Annotated in this window: 19 protein-coding genes, 1 pseudogene and 2 riboswitches; of the genes and pseudogenes, 9 read left to right on the top strand and 11 right to left on the bottom strand. The window is 66.7% G+C overall.

Annotated features, from left to right (window positions below):
- Window positions 1-73: 73 nt before the first annotated feature.
- Window positions 74-1,294, top strand: a complete 1,221-nt coding sequence (locus tag VXJ37_RS13030) for a globin domain-containing protein (RefSeq protein ID WP_331323449.1) — start codon at window positions 74-76, stop codon at window positions 1,292-1,294.
- A gap of 24 nt (window positions 1,295-1,318) precedes the next feature.
- Here VXJ37_RS13030 and VXJ37_RS13025 read toward each other — a convergent pair whose 3' ends face one another.
- Complete coding sequence (locus tag VXJ37_RS13025) at window positions 1,319-2,767, bottom strand: YibE/F family protein (RefSeq protein WP_331323448.1); 1,449 nt, start codon at window positions 2,765-2,767, stop codon at window positions 1,319-1,321.
- Between the two features lie 141 nt (window positions 2,768-2,908).
- On the opposite strand from VXJ37_RS13025, the gene VXJ37_RS13020 reads away from it, so the two are divergent.
- Window positions 2,909-3,691 (top strand): alpha/beta hydrolase, encoded by a 783-nt coding sequence (locus tag VXJ37_RS13020; protein ID WP_440589811.1) that lies wholly within the window; start codon window positions 2,909-2,911, stop codon window positions 3,689-3,691.
- 11 nt (window positions 3,692-3,702) lie between these two features.
- Complete coding sequence (locus VXJ37_RS13015) at window positions 3,703-4,527, top strand: lysophospholipid acyltransferase family protein (protein ID WP_331323446.1); 825 nt, start codon at window positions 3,703-3,705, stop codon at window positions 4,525-4,527.
- Between the two features lie 71 nt (window positions 4,528-4,598).
- Here the strand turns inward: VXJ37_RS13015 and VXJ37_RS13010 are convergent, their stop codons facing one another.
- From VXJ37_RS13010 to VXJ37_RS13000, 3 genes are all read right to left on the bottom strand, one after another.
- Window positions 4,599-5,639: a GNAT family N-acetyltransferase gene (locus tag VXJ37_RS13010; protein ID WP_331323445.1), complete on the bottom strand. Its 1,041-nt coding sequence runs from the start codon at window positions 5,637-5,639 to the stop codon at window positions 4,599-4,601.
- A 2-nt stretch (window positions 5,640-5,641) separates the two neighbouring features.
- Window positions 5,642-7,027: a glycine--tRNA ligase gene (locus VXJ37_RS13005; protein ID WP_331323444.1), complete on the bottom strand. Its 1,386-nt coding sequence runs from the start codon at window positions 7,025-7,027 to the stop codon at window positions 5,642-5,644.
- Between the two features lie 129 nt (window positions 7,028-7,156).
- Window positions 7,157-8,143 (bottom strand): DMT family transporter, encoded by a 987-nt coding sequence (locus VXJ37_RS13000; RefSeq protein WP_331323443.1) that lies wholly within the window; start codon window positions 8,141-8,143, stop codon window positions 7,157-7,159.
- A 32-nt stretch (window positions 8,144-8,175) separates the two neighbouring features.
- Between VXJ37_RS13000 and VXJ37_RS12995 the strand changes: the two genes are divergently transcribed.
- Window positions 8,176-8,409 carry an RNA-binding S4 domain-containing protein gene (locus VXJ37_RS12995; protein ID WP_331323442.1) on the top strand — a complete coding sequence of 78 codons (234 nt, stop codon included), beginning with the start codon at window positions 8,176-8,178 and terminating at the stop codon, window positions 8,407-8,409.
- A gap of 51 nt (window positions 8,410-8,460) precedes the next feature.
- Here the strand turns inward: VXJ37_RS12995 and VXJ37_RS12990 are convergent, their stop codons facing one another.
- Window positions 8,461-9,111 (bottom strand): alpha/beta hydrolase, encoded by a 651-nt coding sequence (locus VXJ37_RS12990; RefSeq protein WP_331323441.1) that lies wholly within the window; start codon window positions 9,109-9,111, stop codon window positions 8,461-8,463.
- 78 nt (window positions 9,112-9,189) lie between these two features.
- Here VXJ37_RS12990 and VXJ37_RS12985 point away from each other — a divergent pair, with 78 nt between their 5' ends.
- Window positions 9,190-10,059 (top strand): SGNH/GDSL hydrolase family protein, encoded by an 870-nt coding sequence (locus VXJ37_RS12985; protein ID WP_331323439.1) that lies wholly within the window; start codon window positions 9,190-9,192, stop codon window positions 10,057-10,059.
- A gap of 49 nt (window positions 10,060-10,108) precedes the next feature.
- On the top strand, window positions 10,109-10,717 hold the full coding sequence (locus VXJ37_RS12980) for a hypothetical protein (protein WP_331323438.1): 609 nt from the start codon (window positions 10,109-10,111) through the stop codon (window positions 10,715-10,717).
- Window positions 10,718-10,800: 83 nt separating this feature from the next.
- On the opposite strand, the gene VXJ37_RS12975 is transcribed toward VXJ37_RS12980, so the two are convergent.
- The gene (locus tag VXJ37_RS12975) at window positions 10,801-12,285 is read right to left on the bottom strand and encodes a CoA-acylating methylmalonate-semialdehyde dehydrogenase (protein ID WP_331323437.1); all 1,485 of its coding nucleotides are present in this window, start codon (window positions 12,283-12,285) and stop codon (window positions 10,801-10,803) included.
- Window positions 12,286-12,318: 33 nt separating this feature from the next.
- A pseudogene (gene mmsB, locus VXJ37_RS12970) lies at window positions 12,319-13,254 on the bottom strand (3-hydroxyisobutyrate dehydrogenase); the annotation flags it as partial.
- Between the two features lie 97 nt (window positions 13,255-13,351).
- On the opposite strand from mmsB, the gene VXJ37_RS12965 reads away from it, so the two are divergent.
- Window positions 13,352-14,284 carry a LysR family transcriptional regulator gene (locus tag VXJ37_RS12965; RefSeq protein WP_331323436.1) on the top strand — a complete coding sequence of 311 codons (933 nt, stop codon included), beginning with the start codon at window positions 13,352-13,354 and terminating at the stop codon, window positions 14,282-14,284.
- Window positions 14,285-14,311: 27 nt separating this feature from the next.
- Here VXJ37_RS12965 and VXJ37_RS12960 read toward each other — a convergent pair whose 3' ends face one another.
- From VXJ37_RS12960 to VXJ37_RS12945, 4 genes are all read right to left on the bottom strand, one after another.
- The gene (locus VXJ37_RS12960; RefSeq protein WP_331323435.1) at window positions 14,312-15,448 is read right to left on the bottom strand and encodes a zinc-binding dehydrogenase; all 1,137 of its coding nucleotides are present in this window, start codon (window positions 15,446-15,448) and stop codon (window positions 14,312-14,314) included.
- 8 nt (window positions 15,449-15,456) lie between these two features.
- Complete coding sequence (locus VXJ37_RS12955; RefSeq protein WP_331323434.1) at window positions 15,457-16,839, bottom strand: MFS transporter; 1,383 nt, start codon at window positions 16,837-16,839, stop codon at window positions 15,457-15,459.
- Between the two features lie 209 nt (window positions 16,840-17,048).
- Window positions 17,049-18,164, bottom strand: coding sequence for a homoserine O-acetyltransferase MetX (gene metX, locus VXJ37_RS12950; protein ID WP_331323433.1), 1,116 nt, complete (start codon window positions 18,162-18,164; stop codon window positions 17,049-17,051).
- A 12-nt stretch (window positions 18,165-18,176) separates the two neighbouring features.
- Window positions 18,177-18,292: riboswitch (SAM riboswitch) on the bottom strand.
- 150 nt (window positions 18,293-18,442) lie between these two features.
- Window positions 18,443-19,777: a bifunctional o-acetylhomoserine/o-acetylserine sulfhydrylase gene (locus VXJ37_RS12945; RefSeq protein WP_331323432.1), complete on the bottom strand. Its 1,335-nt coding sequence runs from the start codon at window positions 19,775-19,777 to the stop codon at window positions 18,443-18,445.
- A gap of 25 nt (window positions 19,778-19,802) precedes the next feature.
- A riboswitch (SAM riboswitch) is annotated at window positions 19,803-19,917 on the bottom strand.
- Between the two features lie 161 nt (window positions 19,918-20,078).
- Between VXJ37_RS12945 and VXJ37_RS12940 the strand changes: the two genes are divergently transcribed.
- Both VXJ37_RS12940 and VXJ37_RS12935 read left to right on the top strand, forming a co-directional pair.
- Entirely contained in the window at window positions 20,079-20,717 is a 639-nt protein-coding gene (locus VXJ37_RS12940) for a VOC family protein (protein WP_043452941.1), read from the top strand.
- Window positions 20,718-21,058: 341 nt separating this feature from the next.
- Window positions 21,059-22,669 carry an HNH endonuclease signature motif containing protein gene (locus VXJ37_RS12935; protein WP_331323431.1) on the top strand — a complete coding sequence of 537 codons (1,611 nt, stop codon included), beginning with the start codon at window positions 21,059-21,061 and terminating at the stop codon, window positions 22,667-22,669.
- Window positions 22,670-22,708 lie beyond the last annotated feature (39 nt).

Raw genomic sequence — 22,708 nt, 5'->3', positions numbered from 1 at the left:
TTCCCGGGTTTCCCGCCGGTGCTAGCGTGGCGCGGGACTGCACACCGGCCAGGACCTTGAAGGAGACATGCCCATGCTGTCCGACACTTCGTATCCGGTAATCCAGGCGACCCTCCCCGTCGTCGGGGAAAACATCCAGGAAATTGCCTCCCGTTTCTACACGCACATGTTCCAGGAACATCCCGAACTGCTCAATGGCCTGTTCAACCGCGGCAACCAGGCCGACGGCCGGCAGCAGCAGGCCCTGGCCGGTTCAGTCGCCGCGTTTGCCGGCTTCCTGGTCAACGATCCCACCCACCTCCCCGACCACCTGCTGTCCCGGATTGCGCACAAGCACGTGTCCCTGGGTCTCAGTCCCGAGCAGTACCAGGTGGTGCACGACAACCTGATGTGGGCCATCGTCGATGTGCTCGGCGATGCGGTGACCCCGGAGGTGGCGGCTGCATGGGACGAGGTCTACTGGCTCATGGCCAACATGCTCATCAACAAGGAACGCGGGCTGTACGACGCCGTACGGCTCAGTCCCGAAACCGTATGGCGCACCTGGCGGGTGGCCGGGAAGATCCAGGAAACGGACGATGTGGTGAGTTTCGTGGTGGAGCGAACCGACGAGCGGGATGTAAAGCCGTCGCTTCCGGGACAGTACGTGACCCTCAAAATGCAGATGCCCGACGGCGTCGTGCAGCCACGCCAGTACAGCCTCACGCAGGCGGACGACGGGCAGCACCGGCGGTTCGCCGTCAAGCGCGTCCGGGCGGAGGGCACACCGGACGGCGAGATGTCCAACCTGTTGCACGACCACGTCAACGTGGGCGATGAGGTGACGCTGTCCGCCCCCTTCGGCGACGTTGTCCTTGAGTACACCGACCGGCCCGTGGTGCTGGCAAGTGCAGGCATCGGGATCACTCCGATGGCCGGCATGCTGTCCCACCTGGTGAAGTCCGGCTCTCAGCGGAAGGTCATGTTCCTGCACGCCGACGACTCCCCCGCCTCGTTCGCGCTGCGGAACCAGGTGGCTGCGGACCTGTCCGCGCTGCAGGACGGGTCCATCAACACCTGGTTCCTCAACCCGGACGGCACGGGATCAGGTGCGGCCGGAGGTGGCGGAAACGTGCATTCCGGATTCATGAACATCCACGACGTGGCTCTGCCCTCCGACGCCGAGTATTACCTCTGCGGACCAGTGCCCTTCATGCAGGCCGTCCGCACCGCCCTCGTCGGCGCGGGCGTACGGCCCAAAGACATCCAGTACGAGGTCTTCGGCCCGGATCTCTGGCTCGCGGACTATCAGTAGGTTGCCGGCCGTACCGGACGCGGGTCAGCCGCGGTCGGCGCGCCGGCCCCGCCTGGTGGCGGGCTGCTCGTCAAGGGGTTCGACGGCGGTGCGCCGGCTGCGTTCCTCAAGGGCGGCTGCGGCGAGCGCCCCCGTGTCCGACACGTCGTCCGCGTGGCTGTGCCCGGCGTCGTCGTTCTCTGCTGCCGTTGCCGGGACGTCCGCTGGCTTGATCCCTGTCGCCTTGACCACGAGCACGGCGATCAGGGTGGTGACCGGGATGGCGAGTACCAGCCCAATGGAACCTACGAGCGTCCGGATGACTTCCTCGGACAGTTCAGCGCTGGTGAGGGTGTCCATCAGGGGGCGGTCGTAGAGCATGACGATGATCAGGATGGGCAGCGAGGCGCCGGCGTAGGCGAACGCGATGGTGTACACGGTGGAGGCGATATGGTCGCGGCCGATGCGCATGGCGGAGGTGAAGAGCTTGCGGGCGCTGCTGGCGGGGGCGAGTTCATAGAGTTCCCACACGGCCGATGACTGGGTGATGGTCACGTCGTTGAGGACGCCCAGGCCCGAGATGATGAGTCCGCAGAGGATCACCCCGGAAATGGAGATGTTGGACGACGTGTTGACCAGGGTGGCGGCATCGTGGCTGCCCACGCCGGCCAGGTTTGCCGCGTCCGTTGCCCACGCCGCGAGCAGGGCGGTGATGGACAGTCCAAAGATGGTGCCCAGCAGCGCGGTGGATGTCCGCGCGGAAAAGCCGTGGGCGAAATACAGCACGCCGATCATGATCACGGTGGACCCCACCAGGGCCAGCAACAGGGGCGGCTTGCCCTCCACCAGCCCCGGAAGCAGGAAGGCGGCAAGCACGAAATACGCGCCCACCAGCCCGATCAGCGCCCGGAAACCCCGCCACCTGGCCACCGCGATGACCACCACGGCGTAGAGTACCGCGAGCAGCACGATCGGCAGGGTGCGGACGAAGTCCACGAAGACGTACGCCGGCGAGCCCTGGGACCCGGTGGCACCCTGGACCTTCGAGAGGTTCAGGTAGCGGATCTGGTCCCCGGGCTTCACGCCGTGCGAGGAGGCCACGTCCGGGTTGATCACCACCTTCACCGGGCTTCCGCCCTTGTCCGGGTCGGTGTAGGCGAAGGTACAGCCCGAGCCCTGGCCCGGGGGCTGCTGCGTGGATCCCTGCTGGGTGGGGCCCTGCTGGGCTGAACCTTGCTGGGTGGGGCCCTGGTCACTGGTGCCCTGCTGGGCTGAACTTTGTTGTCCCGCGCCCTCCATGCAGCTTCCGGTTACCACGCTCTGGATGGTGCCCGTGTCGAAGGTGACGCCTGGGGCCGTGGAGTAAGGGTTGGCCAGGGAAATCCCTTCCTTGCTTCCCGACGGCCACAGCGCGGCCATGCCGGCCAGGGTCAGCAGTGCCAGCGGAATGAGCACGGCGGCCAGGATGCGGTTCGCTTTCCTGCGCGCAGCCATCGCTTGCGGCGTCGGCTCCGAATGATCCAGGGAAGCGTGGGAGTGACCGGCGCCCATCAGCAGTACAACCTCATGCGTTGAACTCTACGTGCGGCGCCATAGGGTTTATAAATGGACCATTGGGATGGGGAGGAACCAGGCATGGAGAACCGTGGCGGGTATGGGGCCGGCAACAGCGAAACAGCGGACAGTGGTGTGGTGCGGGCCGGGACGGCATCAACAGTTCCTGCCCACCGGCCCGTGCTGAGTGTCCTCGAAGCATCCGGTGAGACCAAGGGCGTGGTCCTGGTCCTGCACGGCGGAAGGCCGCACAGCCACGACCCGGTGGAGGCCCGGCACCTCAGTCCGGCAAGGATGGTCCCGTTCGCCCGGCATCTGCACCGCGCCGGCGGGAAACAGGGGCTGGCGGTATGGTCCCTGCGCAACAGCGTGCGTGGCTGGAACGGGCCCGACATGTCCCCCCTTCAGGACGCACGGTGGGCATTGCGGCAGATAGCCGAACGCCACCCCGACGTTCCGGTTTTCCTGCTGGGGCACTCCATGGGAGGCCTGACCGCCGTGTGCGCTGCCGACCACCCGCAGGTGCATGCCGTGGTGGCCCTTGCGCCCTGGCTGGACCCGCAGACCCCTGCCGAAAGGGTCGCCGGGAGGAAGGTCCTGATCATCCATGGCACCACGGACCAGATGACCAGTCCCACCCAGTCCCTGGCCTTTGCCCGCCGGGCGTCTGCCGACGCTGCCAGCATGCAGTACGTGGCCCTCAGGGGGGTGGGGCACTTCATGCTCCGCAAAATCCGCATCTGGCACACCCTTGCCACCGGGTTCGTCATCAAGTCCTTCGCCGAAAGCACGGGCGCTGCCGTCCGGCCCTCCCCTGCCTTCACGCAGCTGCTGCCGGACGCCTCAGTCCAGGTCACCCTCTAGGGCGCTCCGCGATGCCTTGGCGTCCCCCACCCAACGACCGCTTCTACCGGCTGATCGTCCGCACCGGACAGTTCCTCCGCTGGGCCCTGCGGCTGGACGTCCGTGCCACGGGCCTGGAGCACCTGCCCCCAAGCGGATCCACCAGCGGGCCGTCCCGCCAGATTTCGCCAGGCAGCGGCGCGGTCTTTGCCATCACCCACTTCGGCTACCTGGACTTTGCAGTGGTTGAGCTGCTCCTGTGGCGGCACTCCCGTGCCCAGCTGCGCTTCCTGGTCCACCAGGGCGCGGCGGACCATTGGCTTGCAGGTCCCGCCATCAGCGCCAGCGGCCATGTGGTCGTGGGGTACGCGGACCGTTCCGACGCCTACGACTCCGCCGTGGCCAAGCTGCGGGCCGGCGAGTATCTGGCGGTATTTCCGGAAGCTGGCGTCAGCCGGAGCTTTACGGTCCGGGAATGCAGGACCGGCGCGGTCCGGATGGCCGCGGAAGCAGGAGTCCCGGTCATCCCGGTGTCCGTCTGGGGCGCCCACCGGATCATGACCCGCGGGCACGGTTTTTCGCTGCGGCGCGGCTGGCGGGCGCCTGTCCGCGTCCAGATTGACGGGCCCATGATGTTTGCCCCGGACGTCGACGCCGAGGCGGGCACGGCAAAACTGCGCAGCATTCTGCAGTCAGGAATCGACCGCTGCATCGCAGATTTTCCGCTCCAGCCCGGGCCGGGAGCCTGGTGGATGCCGGCACATCTCGGCGGTGCCGCTCCCACGGATGCCGAGCGGCAGCTGCTGGACGCGGCAGACGCAGCCGCCGGCCGCCGCCGTGGTCCACGCGCGACCTAGCCGGCTTAAAGGGCTGTGCCACGCACCCTCCGGGGACGGCGCGTGGCACGATGCAGCGGGCAGGCGCTGCCCTAGTCCGAGACCACCAGGGTTTCGGTACCCGCCAGCCGCGCCTTGCCGCTTTCCAGAAGGGGCTCGACGGCGGCGCGCAGGGCGGTCATGGAGTCGTCGAGTTCCAGCACGACCGGGTGCTGGTACGCGATCAGGGAGAGGATGTCGCGGACGGCCGCGGCGGCGTCGTCAGCGTCAAGCGCCGGCTCGTGGCCCACGAAGACATCCGTGGGGGTTTCAGGCCCGCTCTCCGGACCCTGTGTGTGGGGTGCGGCGTCGGGATCCGCCGGCGGAGCGTAGCTGACGGCGAAGGCGCGGATGCGGCCCTTTTTGCTGGGCGCCACGCCCTGGCCGAATGCGGACTCCGGCTGGGCCCGCAGCACGATGGCGCCGTGCGCGCCGGTGAGCTCATCCAGGAACAGCTTCTGCACCTGGCCCACGGACAGGACGCCCGGGGAGTCCCAGCCGTGGATGGAGGTGTAGTAGCGGCCCACCACATCCGTCAGTTCCACGGAGCCGGTGGCCAGGTCCATCACGACGTCAGAGCCGGCGTTTTCGCCGTCGATGGGGCGTCCGCCGTGGTCCTTGTCCGGGAACACCGGAAGCCGCAGCGCGCCGGGCTCGACAACCACCAGGCGGGAGCGCTGGATGGGCGCGAGCCCGAACTCTTCGGCGAAGGCAGCGCCTGCCGTGCCCGGCTCCACTTTGGCGCGGAGCTTCGTCACGCCCGACGGCGCGTTGTCCGCTTCGCGGCGCAGCATGGTCAGGAGGCTGGCCCCAATCCCCGTGCGGCGGTGGTCCTTCGCGACTTCGATGTAGGCCCAGAGTCGGTCCGGGTGCAGGGACGCTTCGTAGACGACGCCGGCCGCGACCGGAATGCGGACGCCGTCGACGACGTCTTCGGCCACGATGCAGCGGCGCCATGGGTTGCCGTCCCTCCCGTTGGAGGAGACGGCAAGGGCGCCGCGGAACTGTCCGGCCTGCGCGGTGTCCGGGTCGCCCCAGATTTCCAGGAGCGCCAGGTCGTCGCCGTCACGCCATTCGCGGTAGTCGATGGCCATGCTCAGGCGCCGATCAGCCGTGCCGCCAGGTAGCCCTCCACCTTGTCCAGGGAGACGCGTTCCTGGCTCATGGTGTCCCGCTCGCGGATGGTCACGGCCTGGTCCTCGAGCGTGTCGAAGTCCACGGTGATGCAGAACGGGGTGCCGATCTCGTCCTGGCGGCGGTAGCGACGGCCAATGGCGCCGGCGTCATCGAAATCGATGTTCCAGTTCTTCCGCAGCTGCGCGCCGAGGGCCTTGGCCTTCGGGGACAGGTCCTCGTTGCGGCTCAGGGGCAGCACGGCGGCCTTGACCGGGGCCAGGCGCGGGTCCAGCTTCAGCACGGTGCGCACGTCCACGCCGCCCTTGGCGTTGGGGGCCTCGTCCTCGGTGTAGGCGTCCACCAGGAACGCCATGAAGGAACGGGTCAGGCCGGCCGCGGGCTCGATCACGTACGGAGTGTAGCGCTCGTTGGTGGCCTGGTTGAAGTAGCTCAGGTCCGTGCCGGATGCCTTGGCATGCGTGGAGAGGTCAAAGTCGGTGCGGTTGGCGATGCCTTCCAGCTCACCCCACTCGGAGCCCTGGAAACCGAAGCGGTACTCGATGTCCGTGGTGCCCTTGGAGTAGTGGCTCAGCTTCTCCTTGGGGTGCTCAAAGAAGCGCAGGTTCTCTTCGCGGATGCCCAGGCCGGTATACCAGGCCATGCGATCGTTCATCCAGTACTTGTGCCACTCTTCATCCGTGCCGGGCTCGACGAAGAACTCCATCTCCATCTGCTCGAACTCGCGGGTGCGGAAGATGAAGTTGCCGGGGGTGATCTCGTTGCGGAAGGACTTGCCGATCTGGCCGATGCCGAAGGGGGGCTTCTTCCTGGAGGTGGTGAGCACGTTGTTGAAGTTCACGAAGATGCCCTGCGCGGTTTCGGGGCGGAGGTAGTGCAGGCCTTCCTCGCTGGCCACCGGTCCCAGGTAGGTCTTGAGCAGGCCGGAGAACTCCTGCGGCTCTGTCCACTGGCCACGGGTGCCGCAGTTGGCGCAGACGATGTCCTTCAGGCCGTTCTCCGCAGGGCGGCCCTTCTTTTCCTCGTACTCTTCCTCGAGGTGGTCCGCGCGGTAGCGCTTGTGGCAGGACAGGCACTCCACCAGGGGGTCGGAGAAGACCTCCACGTGGCCGGAGGCTTCCCATACCTGGCGGGGCAGGATTACGGAGGAGTCCAGGCCCACTACGTCCTCGCGGCCGCGGACCATGGACTGCCACCACTGGCGCTTGATGTTTTCCTTCAGCTCGGCGCCCAGGGGGCCGTAGTCCCAGGCAGACCGCGAGCCTCCGTAGATCTCACCGGCCTGGAATACGAAGCCCCTCCGCTTGGAGAGGGAAATGACCTGGTCGAGGACGGATTTTGCTGCCATGGGATAACTCCATTTTCTACAGGGCCGCTGGGTGCGGTCCGCGGGTTGTCGGGCCCCGGCTGCCGAGTGCCGAGGCACAGTGGGCAACACGTGGGGACGGTTGAAGGAAGACGTGGAAAAGCTCGTGTCCTAGCGTACCGGCCGCTGCCTCCGCAGCGCGCCCCGCGGCCAGGGCAGGGTTGCCAGGATGATGGCGGCGAGGGTCAGCAGGGTCCCCAGCACGGTGGCCGGAGCGACGACGGTCCCGGGGGTGGGCAGCACCAGGTCCAGGGCCAGCGAGCCCAGCAGTTGGCCGGCAATCATGCCCAGCCCCGTGACCAGCACGCCCAGGCTGCGGACCAGGAGGGCGCCCAGGCCGATAAAGACGCAGCCCATGGGACCGCCCAGGTAGTACCACCACTCCCCCGGCAGCGGGTTGGCCGGGCCGGCTACCGCCAGCTTCACCGCCAGCGCAATCCACAGCACGATGCAGCCGGCTACGAAGTTGACCAACGTGGCGGCGATCGGGGTGCCGTAGTGCACAGTGGCGGTGCCGTTCATGGCCTGCTGGAAACTCATGAGGAAGCCCGCCGCCACCGGCAGCAGGAGGGGCAGCAGCAGTCCTGCCGCGTCCCCTGAGGCTCCGCCGCCGAACCGGGGTGATACTGCCCAGGCGACCGCTGCGATGGTGAGGATGCAGCCGATGATGCGGATGCCGGTCACGGATTTCTTCCCGGCCGGCCCGATACCCATCCGGTCCACCAGCAGGCCGCTCACGGTCTGCCCCGTCACGGTGGCGACGGTGAAAAGCGCCACGCCGAGGATGCCCACGGTGAAGGACTGGGCAAACACGAACAGCGCACCGATGGCACCGGCCACCACGTAGATGCGGGGAAAAGCACGGTTCCGGACAGCCGGGAGGATGGCGGCGAGGCCGGCGCGGCCCCGCGGCAGCACCAGCGAGATCACGATCATGACCAGGAGGCCTGTGCTGAAACTCACGGCCGCCGCAGCGATTCCGTCGTTGAGCCGGGCCCCCAACGCCCCGTTGATGCGGCCCTGGACGGGAATGGCGAGGCCGGAACCCACGGCCAGGGGCAGGCCTGCAAGTACCGGCAGGCGTGGAGGGGAGGTCATTGGATCAACCTTAGTTCAGGCATTATTGCTCTATGAGCAACCCGATAGACGACGTTCCCATCCGTGACAGCATGATCCGGCTGGGCCAGCTGCTGAAGCTCGCCAACCTCGTGGAGGACGGGGTGGAGGCGGCCGAGCTCATCAAGAACGGGCTGGTCAAGGTCAACGGCGAAATCGACGACCGCCGCGGCCGCCAGCTCCACAATGGGGATACCGTCACCGTGAACGGCCAGACCGTCCGGGTCGTGGCGCCCGCGGCTGACTAGCCGCGCCGGCAGGCGTTCCGCCGTCGTACCTCCGGGCCGCCGTCGTACGTTCTACTTGTTCAGCACCTCGTGGGTGAGGAACTCCCCCACGTGTCCGATCTCCTGCTGGTTGATGCCGTGCCACATGCCGGTGTAGAGCACCTTGGTGAGCTTGACGTGCCTGCGCACCCAGCCCATGGTGAACTCGATCTTGTCCTGGGTGATCACCGGATCCTGCTGGTCCCGGCCCCAGAACATGGGCACCGTACCGTCCAGCTCGTCGTCCCTGAACGTTGGGTCGCCGGCGGCGTCCACCACGAAACCTGAAAGTCCGACGACGGCGGCGAAGTCCGTGGGCCGCTGGCGCAGGAGCGTGGTGGCCATGGCCATGCCCATGGAGAAACCGAGCAGGGTCACCGACGGGTGGCCCACACGGATGGTGTCGATCCAGTCGAGCACGTAGTCCGAGGCCTTCTTGACCCGTTCCAGCGAGTACTCGATGGAGGCCGTCAGCGGGAACCAGGTGAAGCCGGGACCCATGGCGATGGGCGCACGGAGGGATGCGACGGCGAACTCCCCCGGCAGCATGTCTGCCAGGCTGAGCAGGTCCTGCTCGTTGGCACCGTAGCCGTGGAGCAACACCAGCAGCGGCTTTCCGGCGCGCTGGTCTTCCGGATGGGACCACAGGACAACGGGGGCAGGAAATACTTCGGCGTCAGTCATGGTTTCCATTCATACCAGTTACTTGGAGGTAACAACCTACGTTGGCGTAGGCAGCGAGGCGGAAGGCAGGATAGGACCGTGACTGACGCAAGTGACATCCAGACCACGTCCGTGCGCCCCGGTTCCCACCCCTGGACCCGGTATGTGGCGATGGGCGATTCCTTTACCGAGGGCATCGGCGACCCCGAGCCCTCAAGCCCCGGCGGCCACCGCGGTTGGGCGGACAGGGTGGCCGAAGAGCTGGGACGTACCCAGCCTGACTTTGCCTATGCCAACCTTGCCGTCCGTGGCCGGCTGCTGCAGCAGATCGTGGACCAGCAACTGGCCCCCGCTCTGGAGCTGAAGCCTGACCTGGTGACCCTCTCCGCCGGCGGCAACGACCTGATCCGTCCCGGCGGTGATCCGGATGTGCTGGCCGAGAAGCTCGATTCCGTGGTCCAGATCCTCTCCCTGGGCGGCGCCACGGTGGTCCTGTTCAACGGCCCCGACACCGGTTCATCAGTGCTCAGCAGGATCCGCAGCAAGGTGGCCATCTACAACGAAAACCTCCGCACCGTAGCTGCCCGGCACGACGCCGTCATCGCGGACATGTGGTCCCTCCGGCAGTTGAGTGATCCCCAGATGTGGGACCAGGACAGGCTGCACTTCTCACCGCTGGGCCACCACACCATCGCCGCCATGGTCCTTGACGCGCTCAACGTGGAGCACTCGCTGGAGCCCCTGCAGCCCAAGCCGCTGCCACCCCGGACCTGGCGCGAAGCCCGCTCCGGCGACCTGGTCTGGGCGCGGGAATACTTCGTGCCGTGGGTGCTGCGGCGGCTGCGCCACCAGTCGTCCGGGGACGGCATCACCGCCAAGCGGCCGACGCCGGGACCCGTCTTTGGTCCGGGCGTCCCGTTGGGCTCCGGGGAAGGTCCGCTGGGAACGTCGGAGCCCAGCCGCCGGTAAGGCCTCCCGGGGTTACGCTGGAAGGACAACACATGAGAGGCGCGCCAGCGTGAGCAGCTTGTTTTTCTGGATCATCATCCTGTCCTTCGTCGTCCCCATGGCAATGCGGGCCTACCGCCGCTCAATGGCGCGCCGGGACCGGGACCAGGGCTTCCCCGGCCAGTTCCCCGGACCAGGCCAGTACCCGGGACAGAACCAGTTTCCGGGGACGGACCAGTACCCGGGCTATGGCCAGTTCCCGGGCTCAACCGGCCCGCAGAACAGCCAGCCGCGGGACGGCTACACCCAGCAGGACTACTTCTCCGGGGGCTTCCGCCAGCCGCCCTTCGGCGCCCAGCAGCCTTATGGCGGGCAGCAGTACGGGCAGCCGCCTATGCCGGATCCCCGTTACGGTCCCCGGCAGGAACCACCCTTCCAGCAGCAGCCATTCCCGCAACAGGGGTTCCCGCAACAGGGATTCCAGGAGCCCCCGTTCCAGCAGCAGCCGTCCCAGCAGGAGGGACACGGCCAGGCCTCCGGATCCGCCAGCTCCCAGTCGCCCTCCGCTCCCCAGGGATTCCGCGCCCGGAAGATGGCGGAACTGGACCAGCAGTACTCCAACGGTGAGCTGTCCATGGAGGAGTACATGAAGCGCCGCGGCGACATCATGAACGGCTAGGCACGGACGATAAGCACAGCAGGCCGGGGACCACAATTGGTCCCCGGCCTGCTGTGCTTAATCTGCTTGTTGGATCGGCCTTCCTAGTCCACCTGGGGGAAACCCAGGTCGATCACCGAGGTGGAGGGGTCCGGCCAGCGCGTGGTCACCACTTTGCCCCTGGTGTAGAACCGGATGCTGTCGGGCCCATACATGTGGGTGTCGCCGAACAGCGAGTTCTTCCAGCCGCCGAACGAGAAGGTGCCCACCGGAACCGGGATGGGCACGTTCACGCCCACCATGCCGGCCTCGACGTCGAACTCGAACTGCCGGGCCGCACCACCGTCGCGGGTGAAGATGGCCGTACCGTTGCCGAACTCGTTGTCATTGACCAGCCGGACCGCATCGCTGTAGGTATCGACGCGGACCACGGAGAGGACCGGGCCGAAGATCTCGTCGTCGTACACCTTCATGCCGGGCTTGACGTGGTCCACGAGGCTGACGCCAATGAAGAAGCCGTTGGAGTCGAACTGCTGCGAGCGGCCGTCCACCACCAGGGTGGCACCCTCGGCTTCCGCGCCGGCGACATAGGATGCCACGCGGTCCCGGTGCTCGGCAGTAATCAGCGGGCCCATCTGGGAAGCGGGATCGGTTCCGGGGCCAATGGCCAGGTCCGCCATGCGGGTGGAGATCGCCTTGACCAGGTCATCGGCGATGTTGCCCACGGCCACCAGGACGCTGACGGCCATGCAGCGCTCGCCGGCAGATCCGTAGGCTGCGGAAACCGCAGCGTCGGCGGCCATGTCCAGGTCGGCGTCGGGAAGGACCACCATGTGGTTCTTGGCTCCGCCCAGGGCCTGGACCCGCTTGCCGTGCTCTGCTGCCCGCTTGTAGATCGACTGGGCCACCGGGGTGGAGCCGACAAAGCTGACCGCCTTGACGTCAGGGTGCTCCAGCAGGACATCGACGGTTTCCTTGTCACCTTGAACGACATTCAGGACGCCCGGCGGCAGCCCCGCTTCGGTAAAGGCCTCGGCGATGAAGACGGCGGCCGACGGATCCTTCTCGCTGGGCTTGAGCAATACTGTGTTGCCACAGGCGAGCGCGCTGCCGATCATCCAGAGCGGCACCATGGCCGGGAAGTTGAAGGGCGTGATGCAGGCGACGACGCCTACCGGCTGCCTGATGGAGTGGACATCGATGCCGCTGGAGACCTGCTCGGAACGCTCCCCCTTGAGCATGTGGGACAGGCCGGTGGCGAAGTCGATGTTTTCCAGGCCGCGGGCGATTTCGCCCTCTGCGTCGGAGAGGACCTTCCCGTGCTCGCTGGTGAGGACAGCGGCAAGTTCGGACTTGCGCTGGGTCAGGATTTCACGGACCCGGAAAAAGATGGTGGTCCGCTTGGCCAGGCTGGTGGCCCGCCATGCCGGGAGGGCGGAACGGGCGGCGGCGATGGCTTCCTCCGTGCGGGAGGCCGAGGCAAGCACTACCTGCTTTTCCTGTTCGCCGGTGGCTGGGTTGAAGACGGGACCGAATCGCTCGGCGTCCGTGACGCGGGTGCCGTTGATGTAATGCGGAATGGTTTCCAAGGGGAGTCTCTTTTCCTGCGTTTGGCGTGGGGGCTAGTTGGCGGTCGGTGCCTGGCCGGCCGGCTGCTGGAGGGAACCGTCCGCGAGCTTGATAATCATCGAGCAGTCCTTTCCTGCCGCGCCGGCGTCGATAAGCCGCTGGAACAGCTGCTGGACGTGCTTGCCGATCTCCAGCGGGGTGCCGGTGTCTTCCGCGGCACTGATGGCCAGCCCGATGTCCTTGTTGGCCAGTTCGGTGGTGAAGGTGGGCGCAAAGTCGTTGTTGGAGGCCGCGGTAGGCACCACGCCCGGCACCGGGTACCAGGTGCGCAGCGCCCACGAATCGCCCGAGGAAACCGAGGCGATGTTCCAGAAGACCTGCTTGTCCAGGCCCAGCCGTTCGGCAAGCACGGCCCCTTCAGCGGTGGATGCGAGGTTGATGAAGAGCATGAGGTTGTTGCAGATCTTGGCCGCCTGGCCCGTGGTGGGGCCGCCGGTGGGGATGATGTTGGCGGCCATGGGACCGATGTAGCCCGTGGCGTCCGCCACGGCGCCTTCTTCACCGCCCACCATGAAAGTCAGCGTTCCTGCTTCAGCGCCGCTCATGCCGCCGGACACCGGGGCGTCCACGAAGCGGAAGCCGGCGGCAGCTGCGGCGTCGTGCAGTTCCTGGGCGGAGGCGACGTCGATGGTGGACGAGTCAATGAGGAGGGTGCGCTTGTCTGCGTGGGCCAGCACTCCGTCCTCGCCGAGGTAGACGGCGCGGGCGTGCTCACCCTTGGGGAGCATGGTGAACACGGCGTCCGCCCCGGCAACCGCTTCGGCGATGCTGGCGGCGCGCTTGACGCCGCGGGCCGCGGCGGCGTCAAGTGCTGCGGGGTTGAGGTCGAAACCCCGCACATCATGCCCGGCCTTGGCCAGGTTCACCGACATGTGACCGCCCATGTTGCCCAGGCCAATCCAACCGATGGTTGCCATGTTTAAGCTCCTTTGCTTCCTTCCGGCATCGCAGCCGGTTCGCTGTGTCCAGCATCACATCCTGCTAGAGTGCAATCAAGGGGAAAAATTACAGACGATCTGTGCATCAATGCACATCAACGAAAGGTCCTGCGTGGACTCATCAAGGTTGCCGAGCCCCGACGATCTGCTGATCCTGCTGACCGTTGCCCGCCTGGGCCGGTTCAATGCCGTGGCCGAAACACTGGGGACCACCCACACCACCATTTCCCGCCGGATCTTGGCCTTGGACAAGCAGTTGGGTGGCCGGACCCTCGAGCGGAGCCCCCACGGCTGGGAGCTGACGCAGCTCGGCGCGGCCGCGGTGGAGGCCGCTGAGGCCATTGAGAACACGCTCGGCGCGCTTTCCGGCCTGATCAGCCAGGACCAAAGCACCCTCGCCGGGCTGGTCCGCGTCGCCACCACGGACGGGGTAGGGGCAGTCTTCGTCACGCCGTCCCTGGTGCGGCTCCAGCAGCAGAACCCGCAGCTGAACATCGAGATGCTCAGCGCCACCCGGAAGGTCAGCCAAAACCGGTCCGGCGTGGACCTGGAGATCGTGGTGGGCAGGGCGGACGTCACCACCGCCCAGACCATCTTCCTCAGCAACTATTACCTGCGCCTCTACGCCAGCCGATGCTATGCCGCGCGTCACGGCCTTCCGGAGACGCTCGACGACGTAGGGCAGCACGGCTTTGTCTCGTACGTCGAGTCCGCCCTGCAGGTGGAGGAACTGGGGCCGCGGTGGTCATCCCAGCTGCCGCTGCCGAGGACCAGTTTCCAGGCCACCAGCGTGTTCGCCCAGGTGGAAGCAGTGCGGCAGGGTGCGGGTATCGGGCTGCTGCCGAACTTCATGGTGGGCGACCGGGAGGATTTCGTACCTGTGCTGGCCGGCGACTTTGAACGCCAGCTGCCCATCTGGGCCGTGGCACGGCCGGAGTCGCTCCGGTCCGCCCGGGTGCAGGCCGTGATTGCGGCGCTGAAGGAGGAAGTGAAGGAGCGGGCCGGGCTGCTGGCAGGCTGAGTCAGGCCCTGGCCCGTGCTCAAGGCGTCAGGCCTGGAAGAGCCGCCGCACCACCTGCCCGGAGGCGAGCGCATCCAGGCCTTCGTTGATCTCGCTCAGCGGCCGGGTGTCAGTGTGCAGCAGCTCAACCGGCAGCCTGCCCTCCCGCCAGTACGCGAGGTACTTCGGAATGTCCCGGCCGGGGACGGCATCGCCCATATAGGAGCCCAGCAGCCGCTTGCCCGCTCCGGCGAACTGCAGGGCCGGTACGGTCAGCTCCGCCGAGGGGTGGGGCAGGCCCACCGATACCACCGCGCCGCCCCGGCTGACCCGCTCCAGGCAGGAGGCGATCACCCCGGCCGAGCCCACCGCTTCAATGGCAACATCCACTCCGTCCCCTGCCGCTTCCGCGATCAGCCGCTCCGCGTCCTCAGGCGTACCCACAGCCGTGGCACCGGCATCCAGGGCAAGCTGGTGCTTGCCCTTGTTGGGGTCGATGGCGATTACGTCCGTGGCACCGGCAATGCGCGCGGCCATGACAGCGGACAGGCCCACGGCCCCGAGGCCGAAGACTGCCACGGACTGCCCGAGAGCGACCCCGGCGGTGTTGAAGACGGACCCCATCCCGGTGAGCACGGCGCAACCGAACATCGCGGCGACAGTGTCCGGGACGTCGTCGTCTATTACCACCACTGATTCCCGCGCCACCACTGCGTAATCGGCGAAGGCCGAGACACCGAGGTGGTGGTTGATGCGCTCCCCCGAGGGCGTCCGCAGCAGTGCGGGTCCGTGCAGCAGGTCGCCCGAACCATTGACCTCCGCTGCCCGGTGGCACAGCGCGGGGCGGCCTGAGAGGCATGCCCGGCACTGGCCGCAGCTCGGCACGAAGACCAGTACCACGTGGTCACCCACGGACACGTCGGAGACGCCGTCCCCCACCTCCGCAACGCGGCCCACCGCCTCATGGCCCAGTGCCATGGGCAGCGGCCGGATCCTGGAGCCGTCCACCACGGAGAGGTCCGAGTGGCACAGGCTCGAGTAGGTAATGGCGACGCCCAGTTCGCCGGCCCGGGGCCTGGGCTGTTCCAGTTCCTGGACCTGCAGCGGGCGGGACTCTGCATAACGCTGCGTTCCCGGGGCCCCGGCAGCGGGAGGGACGGTGGAGTAGAGGACGGCGGCTTTCATCGGTTCCCTTATTTCTTGGCGGCGGCCAGCAGGTCGGCCGTGCCCTTGGCGTCGGCGGCGTCCACGTCATGCAGCGAGATGCCGCGTGTTTCCTTCAGGAAGAAGACGGAGACGGCGGTGATGGCGCAGGCAATGAGCAGGTAGACGGCCACGGGGACGGACGACTTATAGGTGCCCAGGAGCGAGGCGGCGATGATCGGAGCGAGCGAGCCGGCCACGATCGAGGTCACCTGGTAGCCCAGGGAGACCCCCGAGTACCGCATCCGGGTGGGGAACATTTCCGCCATGATGGCAGGCTGACCCGCGTACATGAAGGCGTGGAACACCAGGCCGATCATGATGGAGGCCAGGATAATGAAGTCGTTCTTCGTGTCCATCATGGGGAAGGCGAAGAAGCCCCAGGTTGCGCCCATGACGGCTCCGGCCATGTAGACGGGTTTGCGGCCGAAGCGGTCCGACAGCCTGCCGATCATGGGCACGACGGCGAAGTGCACGGCGTGGGCAACGAGCAGCAGGAGGAGAATGCGCGTGGTGTCGGCCTGGACCACGGTCTTCAGGTAGGTGATGGAGAAGGTCACCACGAGGTAGTAGAGGATGTTCTCCGCGAAGCGCAGGCCCATGGCGGTGAAGACGCCGCGCGGGTAGCGGCGGAAAACTTCGGCAACGCCGTAGCCTTTGTGGCCGGCGTCCACCTCTTTGCGGGCCTCGAGGAAGATGGGGGCGTCGTTGACCTTGGTACGGATATAGTAGCCGATCAGGACAATCACCGCGGACAGCCAGAACGCCACGCGCCAGCCCCAGCCGAGGAACGCGTCCTGCGTCAGCGTGGAGGACAGCACGAACAGCACGGCCGTGGCCAGCAGGTTCCCCAGCGGCACTGCGGACTGCGGCCAGCTGGCCCAGAAGCCCCGTGATTTGCTGGGGCTGTGCTCCGCGACGAGAAGGACAGCGCCGCCCCATTCACCGCCGACGGCGAAGCCCTGGGCAAACCGGAGGACCACCAGCAGCGTGGGGGCCCAGTAGCCGATCTGCTGGAATGTGGGCAGGCACCCCATGAGGAAGGTGGAAACTCCCACCAGGATGATGCTCAGCTGCAGCAACTGCTTGCGTCCGAACCTGTCGCCAAAATGGCCAAAGACGATGCCGCCGATGGGGCGGGCCACGAAGCCGACGGCGTAGGTGAGGAAGGCAGCGATGATGCCGTCCAGATCGGTGCCGGCATTGGGGAAGAAGGCCTTCCCGAACACCAGCGTGGCCGCTGACGCGTAGAGGAAGAACTCGTACCACTCCACGACGGTTCCGGCCATGGAGGCCGCGACCACCTTCTTAAGGCCAGAGGCCTTGACATCGGTTTCCTCGGTGCGCCTTGCGGCGAAGCTTTCCGTACTCATGCGAACTCCTTCGGCGTCGTCGTCGACACCACGGGGACAGTCAATGGCCGCGGGCGGGATGCAAACATGTGATGCACGCCACGAAAACCGGTCCCGATGAGTATGGACTGCCTGTCGGGCAAGCTCAACGCCCATTAGTGCAGAATGCATCTGCACGAATGCACAAGCCGCCTTGCGCGGCGGGACGCCGGACGGACAGCGAAACCGGACTAGACCAGGAAGCTGCTCCTCAGCTGGCCGCCCAGCTGTCCAATCTCGGTAAGGAACCCATCATGGCCGATCGGAGCCTGGATGATGTGGACGTCCACGTCACCGGGCAGGGCCTGCGCGAGCTCGCGGGACTGCGATGGAAAGTAGAGCCGGTCCGATTCGACGGCGGCCACGAAGAACCGCGCGCTGGACCTGGCCAGGGCCTCAGGAAGGGTTCCCCGGCCCCTGCAGATGTCGTGGCTCATGAGCGCCTCGGTCAGGGCAATGTAGCTGTTCGCGTCAAACCGCTTCACCAGCTTGTTGCCCTGGTGGTCCAGGTAGCTTTCAACCTGGTACCGGCCCCGGGCCGCCAGTACCTCCCCCCGGAAGGGAGACTCGGGTGCCTGGGGGGCCCGGCCGAAGCGGCCTTCGAGTTCGGTGGCGGACCGGTACGTGATGTGGGCGATCCGGCGCGCCAGCGCCAGCCCTTCCTCCGGGCACGGTCCACCGTAGTAGTCGCCGCCGTTGAAGTGCGGATCCTGCCTGATGGCCAGGGTCTGGGCCTGGGCAAAGGCAATCTGTTCGGCCGTGCTCGCGGCTCCTACGGCGATGACGGCGCACCGCTGCACCCGCTCCGGGTAGGTGACGGCCCATTCGAGGGCCCGGGCGCCCCCCATGGATCCGCCCAGGACGGCAAACCAGCTGCTGATGCCCAGCTGGTCCGCCAGCCTGGCTTCGGCGACCGTGCTGTCGCGGAGCGTGACCAGGGGAAACCTGGAGCCCCAGGGCTTTCCGTCCGGCGCTGGCGACGACGGGCCGGTGGATCCGTAGCAGCCGCCCACGATGTTGATGGAGACCACGAAGAACCGGTCAGTATCGACGGGGGCGCCCGGCCCGGCCAGCTGTTCCCACCAGCCCTCTTCGTCCGTGTCGCCGCGGGTCACGTGCGTGCTGCCGGTCAGGGCGTGCTCGATCAGGATGGCGTTGCTGCCGTCCGCGTTCAGTGTGCCCCAGGTTTCGTAGGCCAGCGTGACCTCCGGCAAGTACCCTCCGGCCTCAAGTTCGAGGCCGCCGATGGAGGCGTAACGGACGATTCCATGTTCGGGGGCTGTGGTTCGGGTGACGGTAACCGTCATGGCAAGACCTCTTCTACGCGCTTGCCTGCCGTCAATTGACCGGCAGGCCAGGTCCTCACCCGGGGCACCCCACCGCGGAAGGAGGGTTGCCGGCCAGCAAGCCGGGGCTGTCACTGGCACTCATGACCTGGTTCGAGTGTACGAAACACCCCCCACTCCAGGCCAAGAGTGTGACTGGTTGTGACTTCCCGGCTTACTGCGCTCCCTGCCCAATCCGCCCGACTGGCGGCCCGGCGTCGTACTTGTGCTCCTAAGCGCCCGTTGCCTGGCGCCTGCTGCTACGCGTCCTTGGCGGCGCGGAAACCGGCTTCCAGGTCGGCCAGTATGTCGTCGATGTGTTCCAGGCCGACGGAGAGCCGCACCAGCCCCGGGGTGACGCCGGCAACCACCTGCTGCTCCGGAGTGAGCTGGCTGTGGGTGGTCGATGCCGGGTGGATGACCAGGGAGCGCACGTCACCGATGTTGGCCACGTGGGAGTGCAGTTCCAGCGCGTCGACGAAGCGCTTGCCCGCCTCCGCACCGCCGGCCAGGTTGAAGGAGACGACGGCGCCCGTCCCCTTGGGCCCGTACTTGCGGCCACGCTCGTACCATGGGCTGGACGGCAGCCCGGCGTAGGCGACCGATTCGACGTCGTCCCTTGCCTCCAGCCAGCGCGCCACCTCCGTGGCGTTGGCAACGTGGCGCTCCACCCGCAGGCTCAGCGTCTCCAGGCCCTGGGAAATCAGGAAGGCGTTGAAGGGCGAGACCGCCGACCCCAGGTCGCGGAGCAGCTGCACGCGGGCCTTGAGGATGTAGGAGAGGTTGGCTCCCAGCGCACCACCCTCGCCAAGGTCACGTGCGTAGACCAGGCCGTTGTACGTTGGGTCAGGAGTGTTGAAGCCGGGGAACCGCTCCGGATCCTTGCTGAAATCGAACTTGCCGGAATCGACGATGACGCCCGCAATGGCCGAACCATGGCCGCCCAGGTACTTGGTGGCCGAATGGATCACGATGTCCGCGCCCCACTCCAGCGGGCGGATCAAATAGGGAGTGGACAAGGTGTTGTCCACGATCAGCGGAACACCGGCCTGGTGGGCCACCCCGGAGATGCCTTCGATGTCCAGGACGTCCTGGCGCGGGTTGGACACCACCTCGCCGAAGAAGAGCTTGGTGTTGGGCTGGACGGCGTCACGCCACTGGTCCAGGTTGTCGGGGTCGGCCACGAAGGTGACCGAGATGCCGAACTTCTTCAGTGTGTGGGCGAACAGGTTGTACGTTCCGCCGTAAAGGCTGGGGCTGGCCACGATGTGGTCACCGGCCTCGGCGATGTTGAGCACCGCGAAAGTCTCTGCCGCTTGCCCGGAGCTCAGGAGCAGCGCCGCGAGGCCTCCTTCAAGGCTGGCAATCCGCTGCTCCACGGCGTCCTGGGTGGGATTGCCGATCCGGGTGTAGATCGGCGCCAGCTCGGCCAGCGCGAAGCGGTTGGCCGCGCTCTCGGCCGTCGGGAACACGAAAGACGTGGTCTGGTAAATGGGGAGCGCACGCGCTCCCGTGGCGCTGTCCGCTTCCTGGCCTGCATGGATCTGACGGGTTTCGAAGGACCATCCGTTGGACATCTCAGTCTCCTGTGACATGGGCCCGGCTTGCTGGGAGCAGTACGGGCCGCGCTTGCTTCCGGCTCTTGCCGGACAGCCAGGTCTTCACCCGGGGCACCCCACCGCGGTTGGAGGGTTGCCGGCCAGCGAGCCGGGGCTTGGCGCTGGCGCTCATGACCTGAGCCCAGTGTAGGAAGAGTGCTGTGGCCGGGAACAGGATTGTGACGAACAAGGTCTTCCGGGCGTCCTGATGCGTCGCCGCACGCCTGCCGCCACCGGAAAAATGCCAGTAAGGGTACCCTTAGCTGAGAGCCCGATCACAAAGTGCCAAGATGTTCGCATGCGCATGGATCACGTCTCTTACGCCTGTGAACACGATGGCCTGGCGGCCACCACCGAACGTATTGCTACTGCCCTCGGCGTTGAGGCAGTGAAGGGCGGGGTTCACCCCCGCTTCGGTACCCGGAATATGATCATCCCGCTCGCCGGGCACAAGTACCTCGAGGTCGTGGAGGTCCTGGACCACCCGGCATCCGACAAGGCACCGTTCGGGCAGGCAGTGCGTGCCCGTTCCGCAGCCGGTGGCGGCTGGATGGGCTGGTGCGTCGAAGTGGACGACCTCGCCCCCTTCGAGGAACGCCTTGGCCGCGCCGCCGTCAACGGCAACCGCAAATTCCCGGACGGCCGTGAACTGGTCTGGAAGCAGATTGGCATTCTTGGCCTCATCGCCGACCCCCAGGTCCCCTACATGCTCAAGTGGGAGGGGGACCCGTCACTGCACCCGTCCAACGCCTACCCCAGCAACCTCAAAATGAGCTGCCTGACCATCGCCGGATCAGCCTCGCGGGTGACCGAGTGGCTCGGCGAGCCGGTGGAGAAGCCCCTTGAGGATGTTGCAGTCGAGTGGGTGGCCCCGCACGGCACACCCGGCATCCTTTCGGTCACCTTCGAAACCGCCAACGGAGCCGTCACTATCTGACGCTTCCCGCCCCTCTCCCCCGCTTGTCCGGGAGACGGGCCTGCCGGGCCGTGCCCGGCTCAGCTTCGGCCGCCATGAGGTAGTAACAACGGCGTCACTACCTCATGGCGGCCGAATTCTTTTTAAGTGGCCGTCAGTGATGGCCGCACACTTTCTGTGCCACGCACGTTCCTTTTCGCGCCCGATATTCGGGCTGCGAAAAGGAGCAGCCGCGTCGAAGCCGGACGACGGCGGCGCTCGGCTTCTTCTCTTGAGGCGCGTTTGGCAGCTGGCCGGCTTGGCCAGAATGTGGGCGTGGCAGCGCAGGCCTGAATGTCAGTGGGTCGCTGGATGATGTAGGTATGGGAATCAGCGGTGGTGTTGCTGCAGGGGCAGAAGGTATCCATGCTTCTGTTGCTGCCCTCGATGCGCTGGATTTCGAGGATACTTCCTTGGCTGCCGGCGCCGGCATTTGTTCCTGTGTCGACGTGCTGCAGCGGCGCTACGAAATCCGGCTGGAACGGCTGGAACTGACAGCCCGGCTGGAAGCGCAACTCGCCGCGATGAAGGCGCGGGATACTGCCGAAGCCTTTGGGTTTCAGCAGGCCATGACCGCGCCGGATGCCTCCGTGCAGGACCGCACCTACGCGGAGATGTCCACGGTGGAGGAGATCGCCGGGGTCCTCACTGTCAGCTCGGCGGCCGCGGGGGCGTTGGTGGAACAGTCACGGCGGGTCTGTTCCCTGCCACCGGTGCTCGAGGCGCTGTCCGCCGGGGCCATGTCCTGGCAGCACGCGAAGATCGTTGCGGACGAAACCGAGGGCCTCGACGCGGCCGGCGCGGCTGCGTTGGTGGCGCATTTCTTCGACCCCGACGCGCCCACCCCCGCCCGGGGCGCAGCCCCCGGTGAACTTGTCCCCTCACGGTTCCGGGCCAAGGTGCGTGGCTGGCGTGAGCGCCACCACCCGGAATCAATCGAGAAACGCCATGTAAAGGGAATGTCTGATCGTCGGTTGGAATACACCCCTGACCGCGACGGCATGGCCTGGGTCTCGCTCTACCTCCCCGGCGATACCGCGTGTGCGATCTGGAACCGGACCACCGCGACCGCCCGCGGACTCCAAGGACCCGACGAGCCCCGTACCCTCACCCAGCTCCGCGCCGACATCGCCGCATCACTGCTGCTGGGGGCTGGAAATGCCACTGAGCTCAGTAAAGCCCCCACCCCGCGGGCGGATGTCCTGGTTACCGTGCCGGTGTTCTCCCTCCTCGGAGCCACCGACGAGGCCGCCCTGCTGGATGGTCTCGGCCCGATCCCGGCATCGATGGCCCGGAAACTTGTCGCCGACGGGGCGGACTCGTTCTACAGGGTGTTGGTCGACCCACGGGACGGAGCACCACTGGAAATCGGCCGAAAAAACTACCGGCTCACGGAGGCCATCAAACGCTGGATCAGGCTGCGGGATGGCAAGTGCACGTTCCCTGGCTGCAACAACAAGACCAGCGACAACGAAACAGACCACCTACAAGCGTGGGACCACGGCGGCACCACCGGAACCAGTAACCTGGCCCAGCTCTGCCCCAAACACCACCGCCTCAAACACCACAGCACGTGGACACCAGATCCGGCAACTGAAAACGAACCACCCGGCTGGACCTCACCCACCGGACGCCACTACCAACCCGAACACCCAGACCCCCAACCACCACACTGGCCGCCAGGAATCCTATCCGCGGAACACGCTGAAGCGGATGCGACACCTTTTCAGGACGATGACGTCCAGTGGCAACTGCTGCTTGCCGGGATGCCGTCATGGCCCGACCCGCCACCCGAAGAACCGGCAGGCGACAGCATCCTCCATCCGGATGAACTTTGCCCCAGCGATCCGCTGTGGGATGAGTTCTACGAAGACCCGCGCACTTTGCCGCCCGACCCGCAAACCGACCGGGAGCTGCTGTGCCCGCTGAGGTGACCGCAAAGGCATCGCACCGGCAACGGACTCGGGTGCTTG

This window comes from Pseudarthrobacter phenanthrenivorans, from assembly GCF_036455295.1.
Taxonomy (GTDB): domain Bacteria; phylum Actinomycetota; class Actinomycetes; order Actinomycetales; family Micrococcaceae; genus Arthrobacter; species Arthrobacter phenanthrenivorans_C.
Note: the sequence above shows the minus strand (reverse complement) of the source record. Positions and strands in the feature narration are given on the sequence as shown.

What these genes read in the sequence shown, in the direction of transcription:
- VXJ37_RS13030 (WP_331323449.1), top strand. Translation starts at nt 74, where the DNA reads ATGCTGTCCGACACTTCGTATCCGGTAATCCAGGCGACCCTCCCCGTC.
- VXJ37_RS13025 (WP_331323448.1), bottom strand. Translation starts at nt 2,767, where the DNA reads ATGGCTGCGCGCAGGAAAGCGAACCGCATCCTGGCCGCCGTGCTCATT.
- VXJ37_RS13020 (WP_440589811.1), top strand. Translation starts at nt 2,909, where the DNA reads ATGGAGAACCGTGGCGGGTATGGGGCCGGCAACAGCGAAACAGCGGAC.
- VXJ37_RS13015 (WP_331323446.1), top strand. Translation starts at nt 3,703, where the DNA reads ATGCCTTGGCGTCCCCCACCCAACGACCGCTTCTACCGGCTGATCGTC.
- VXJ37_RS13010 (WP_331323445.1), bottom strand. Translation starts at nt 5,639, where the DNA reads ATGGCCATCGACTACCGCGAATGGCGTGACGGCGACGACCTGGCGCTC.
- VXJ37_RS13005 (WP_331323444.1), bottom strand. Translation starts at nt 7,027, where the DNA reads ATGGCAGCAAAATCCGTCCTCGACCAGGTCATTTCCCTCTCCAAGCGG.
- VXJ37_RS13000 (WP_331323443.1), bottom strand. Translation starts at nt 8,143, where the DNA reads ATGACCTCCCCTCCACGCCTGCCGGTACTTGCAGGCCTGCCCCTGGCC.
- VXJ37_RS12995 (WP_331323442.1), top strand. Translation starts at nt 8,176, where the DNA reads ATGAGCAACCCGATAGACGACGTTCCCATCCGTGACAGCATGATCCGG.
- VXJ37_RS12990 (WP_331323441.1), bottom strand. Translation starts at nt 9,111, where the DNA reads ATGACTGACGCCGAAGTATTTCCTGCCCCCGTTGTCCTGTGGTCCCAT.
- VXJ37_RS12965 (WP_331323436.1), top strand. Translation starts at nt 13,352, where the DNA reads ATGCACATCAACGAAAGGTCCTGCGTGGACTCATCAAGGTTGCCGAGC.
- VXJ37_RS12960 (WP_331323435.1), bottom strand. Translation starts at nt 15,448, where the DNA reads ATGAAAGCCGCCGTCCTCTACTCCACCGTCCCTCCCGCTGCCGGGGCC.
- VXJ37_RS12955 (WP_331323434.1), bottom strand. Translation starts at nt 16,839, where the DNA reads ATGAGTACGGAAAGCTTCGCCGCAAGGCGCACCGAGGAAACCGATGTC.
- metX (WP_331323433.1), bottom strand. Translation starts at nt 18,164, where the DNA reads ATGACGGTTACCGTCACCCGAACCACAGCCCCCGAACATGGAATCGTC.
- VXJ37_RS12945 (WP_331323432.1), bottom strand. Translation starts at nt 19,777, where the DNA reads ATGTCACAGGAGACTGAGATGTCCAACGGATGGTCCTTCGAAACCCGT.
- VXJ37_RS12940 (WP_043452941.1), top strand. Translation starts at nt 20,079, where the DNA reads ATGCGCATGGATCACGTCTCTTACGCCTGTGAACACGATGGCCTGGCG.
- VXJ37_RS12935 (WP_331323431.1), top strand. Translation starts at nt 21,059, where the DNA reads ATGGGAATCAGCGGTGGTGTTGCTGCAGGGGCAGAAGGTATCCATGCT.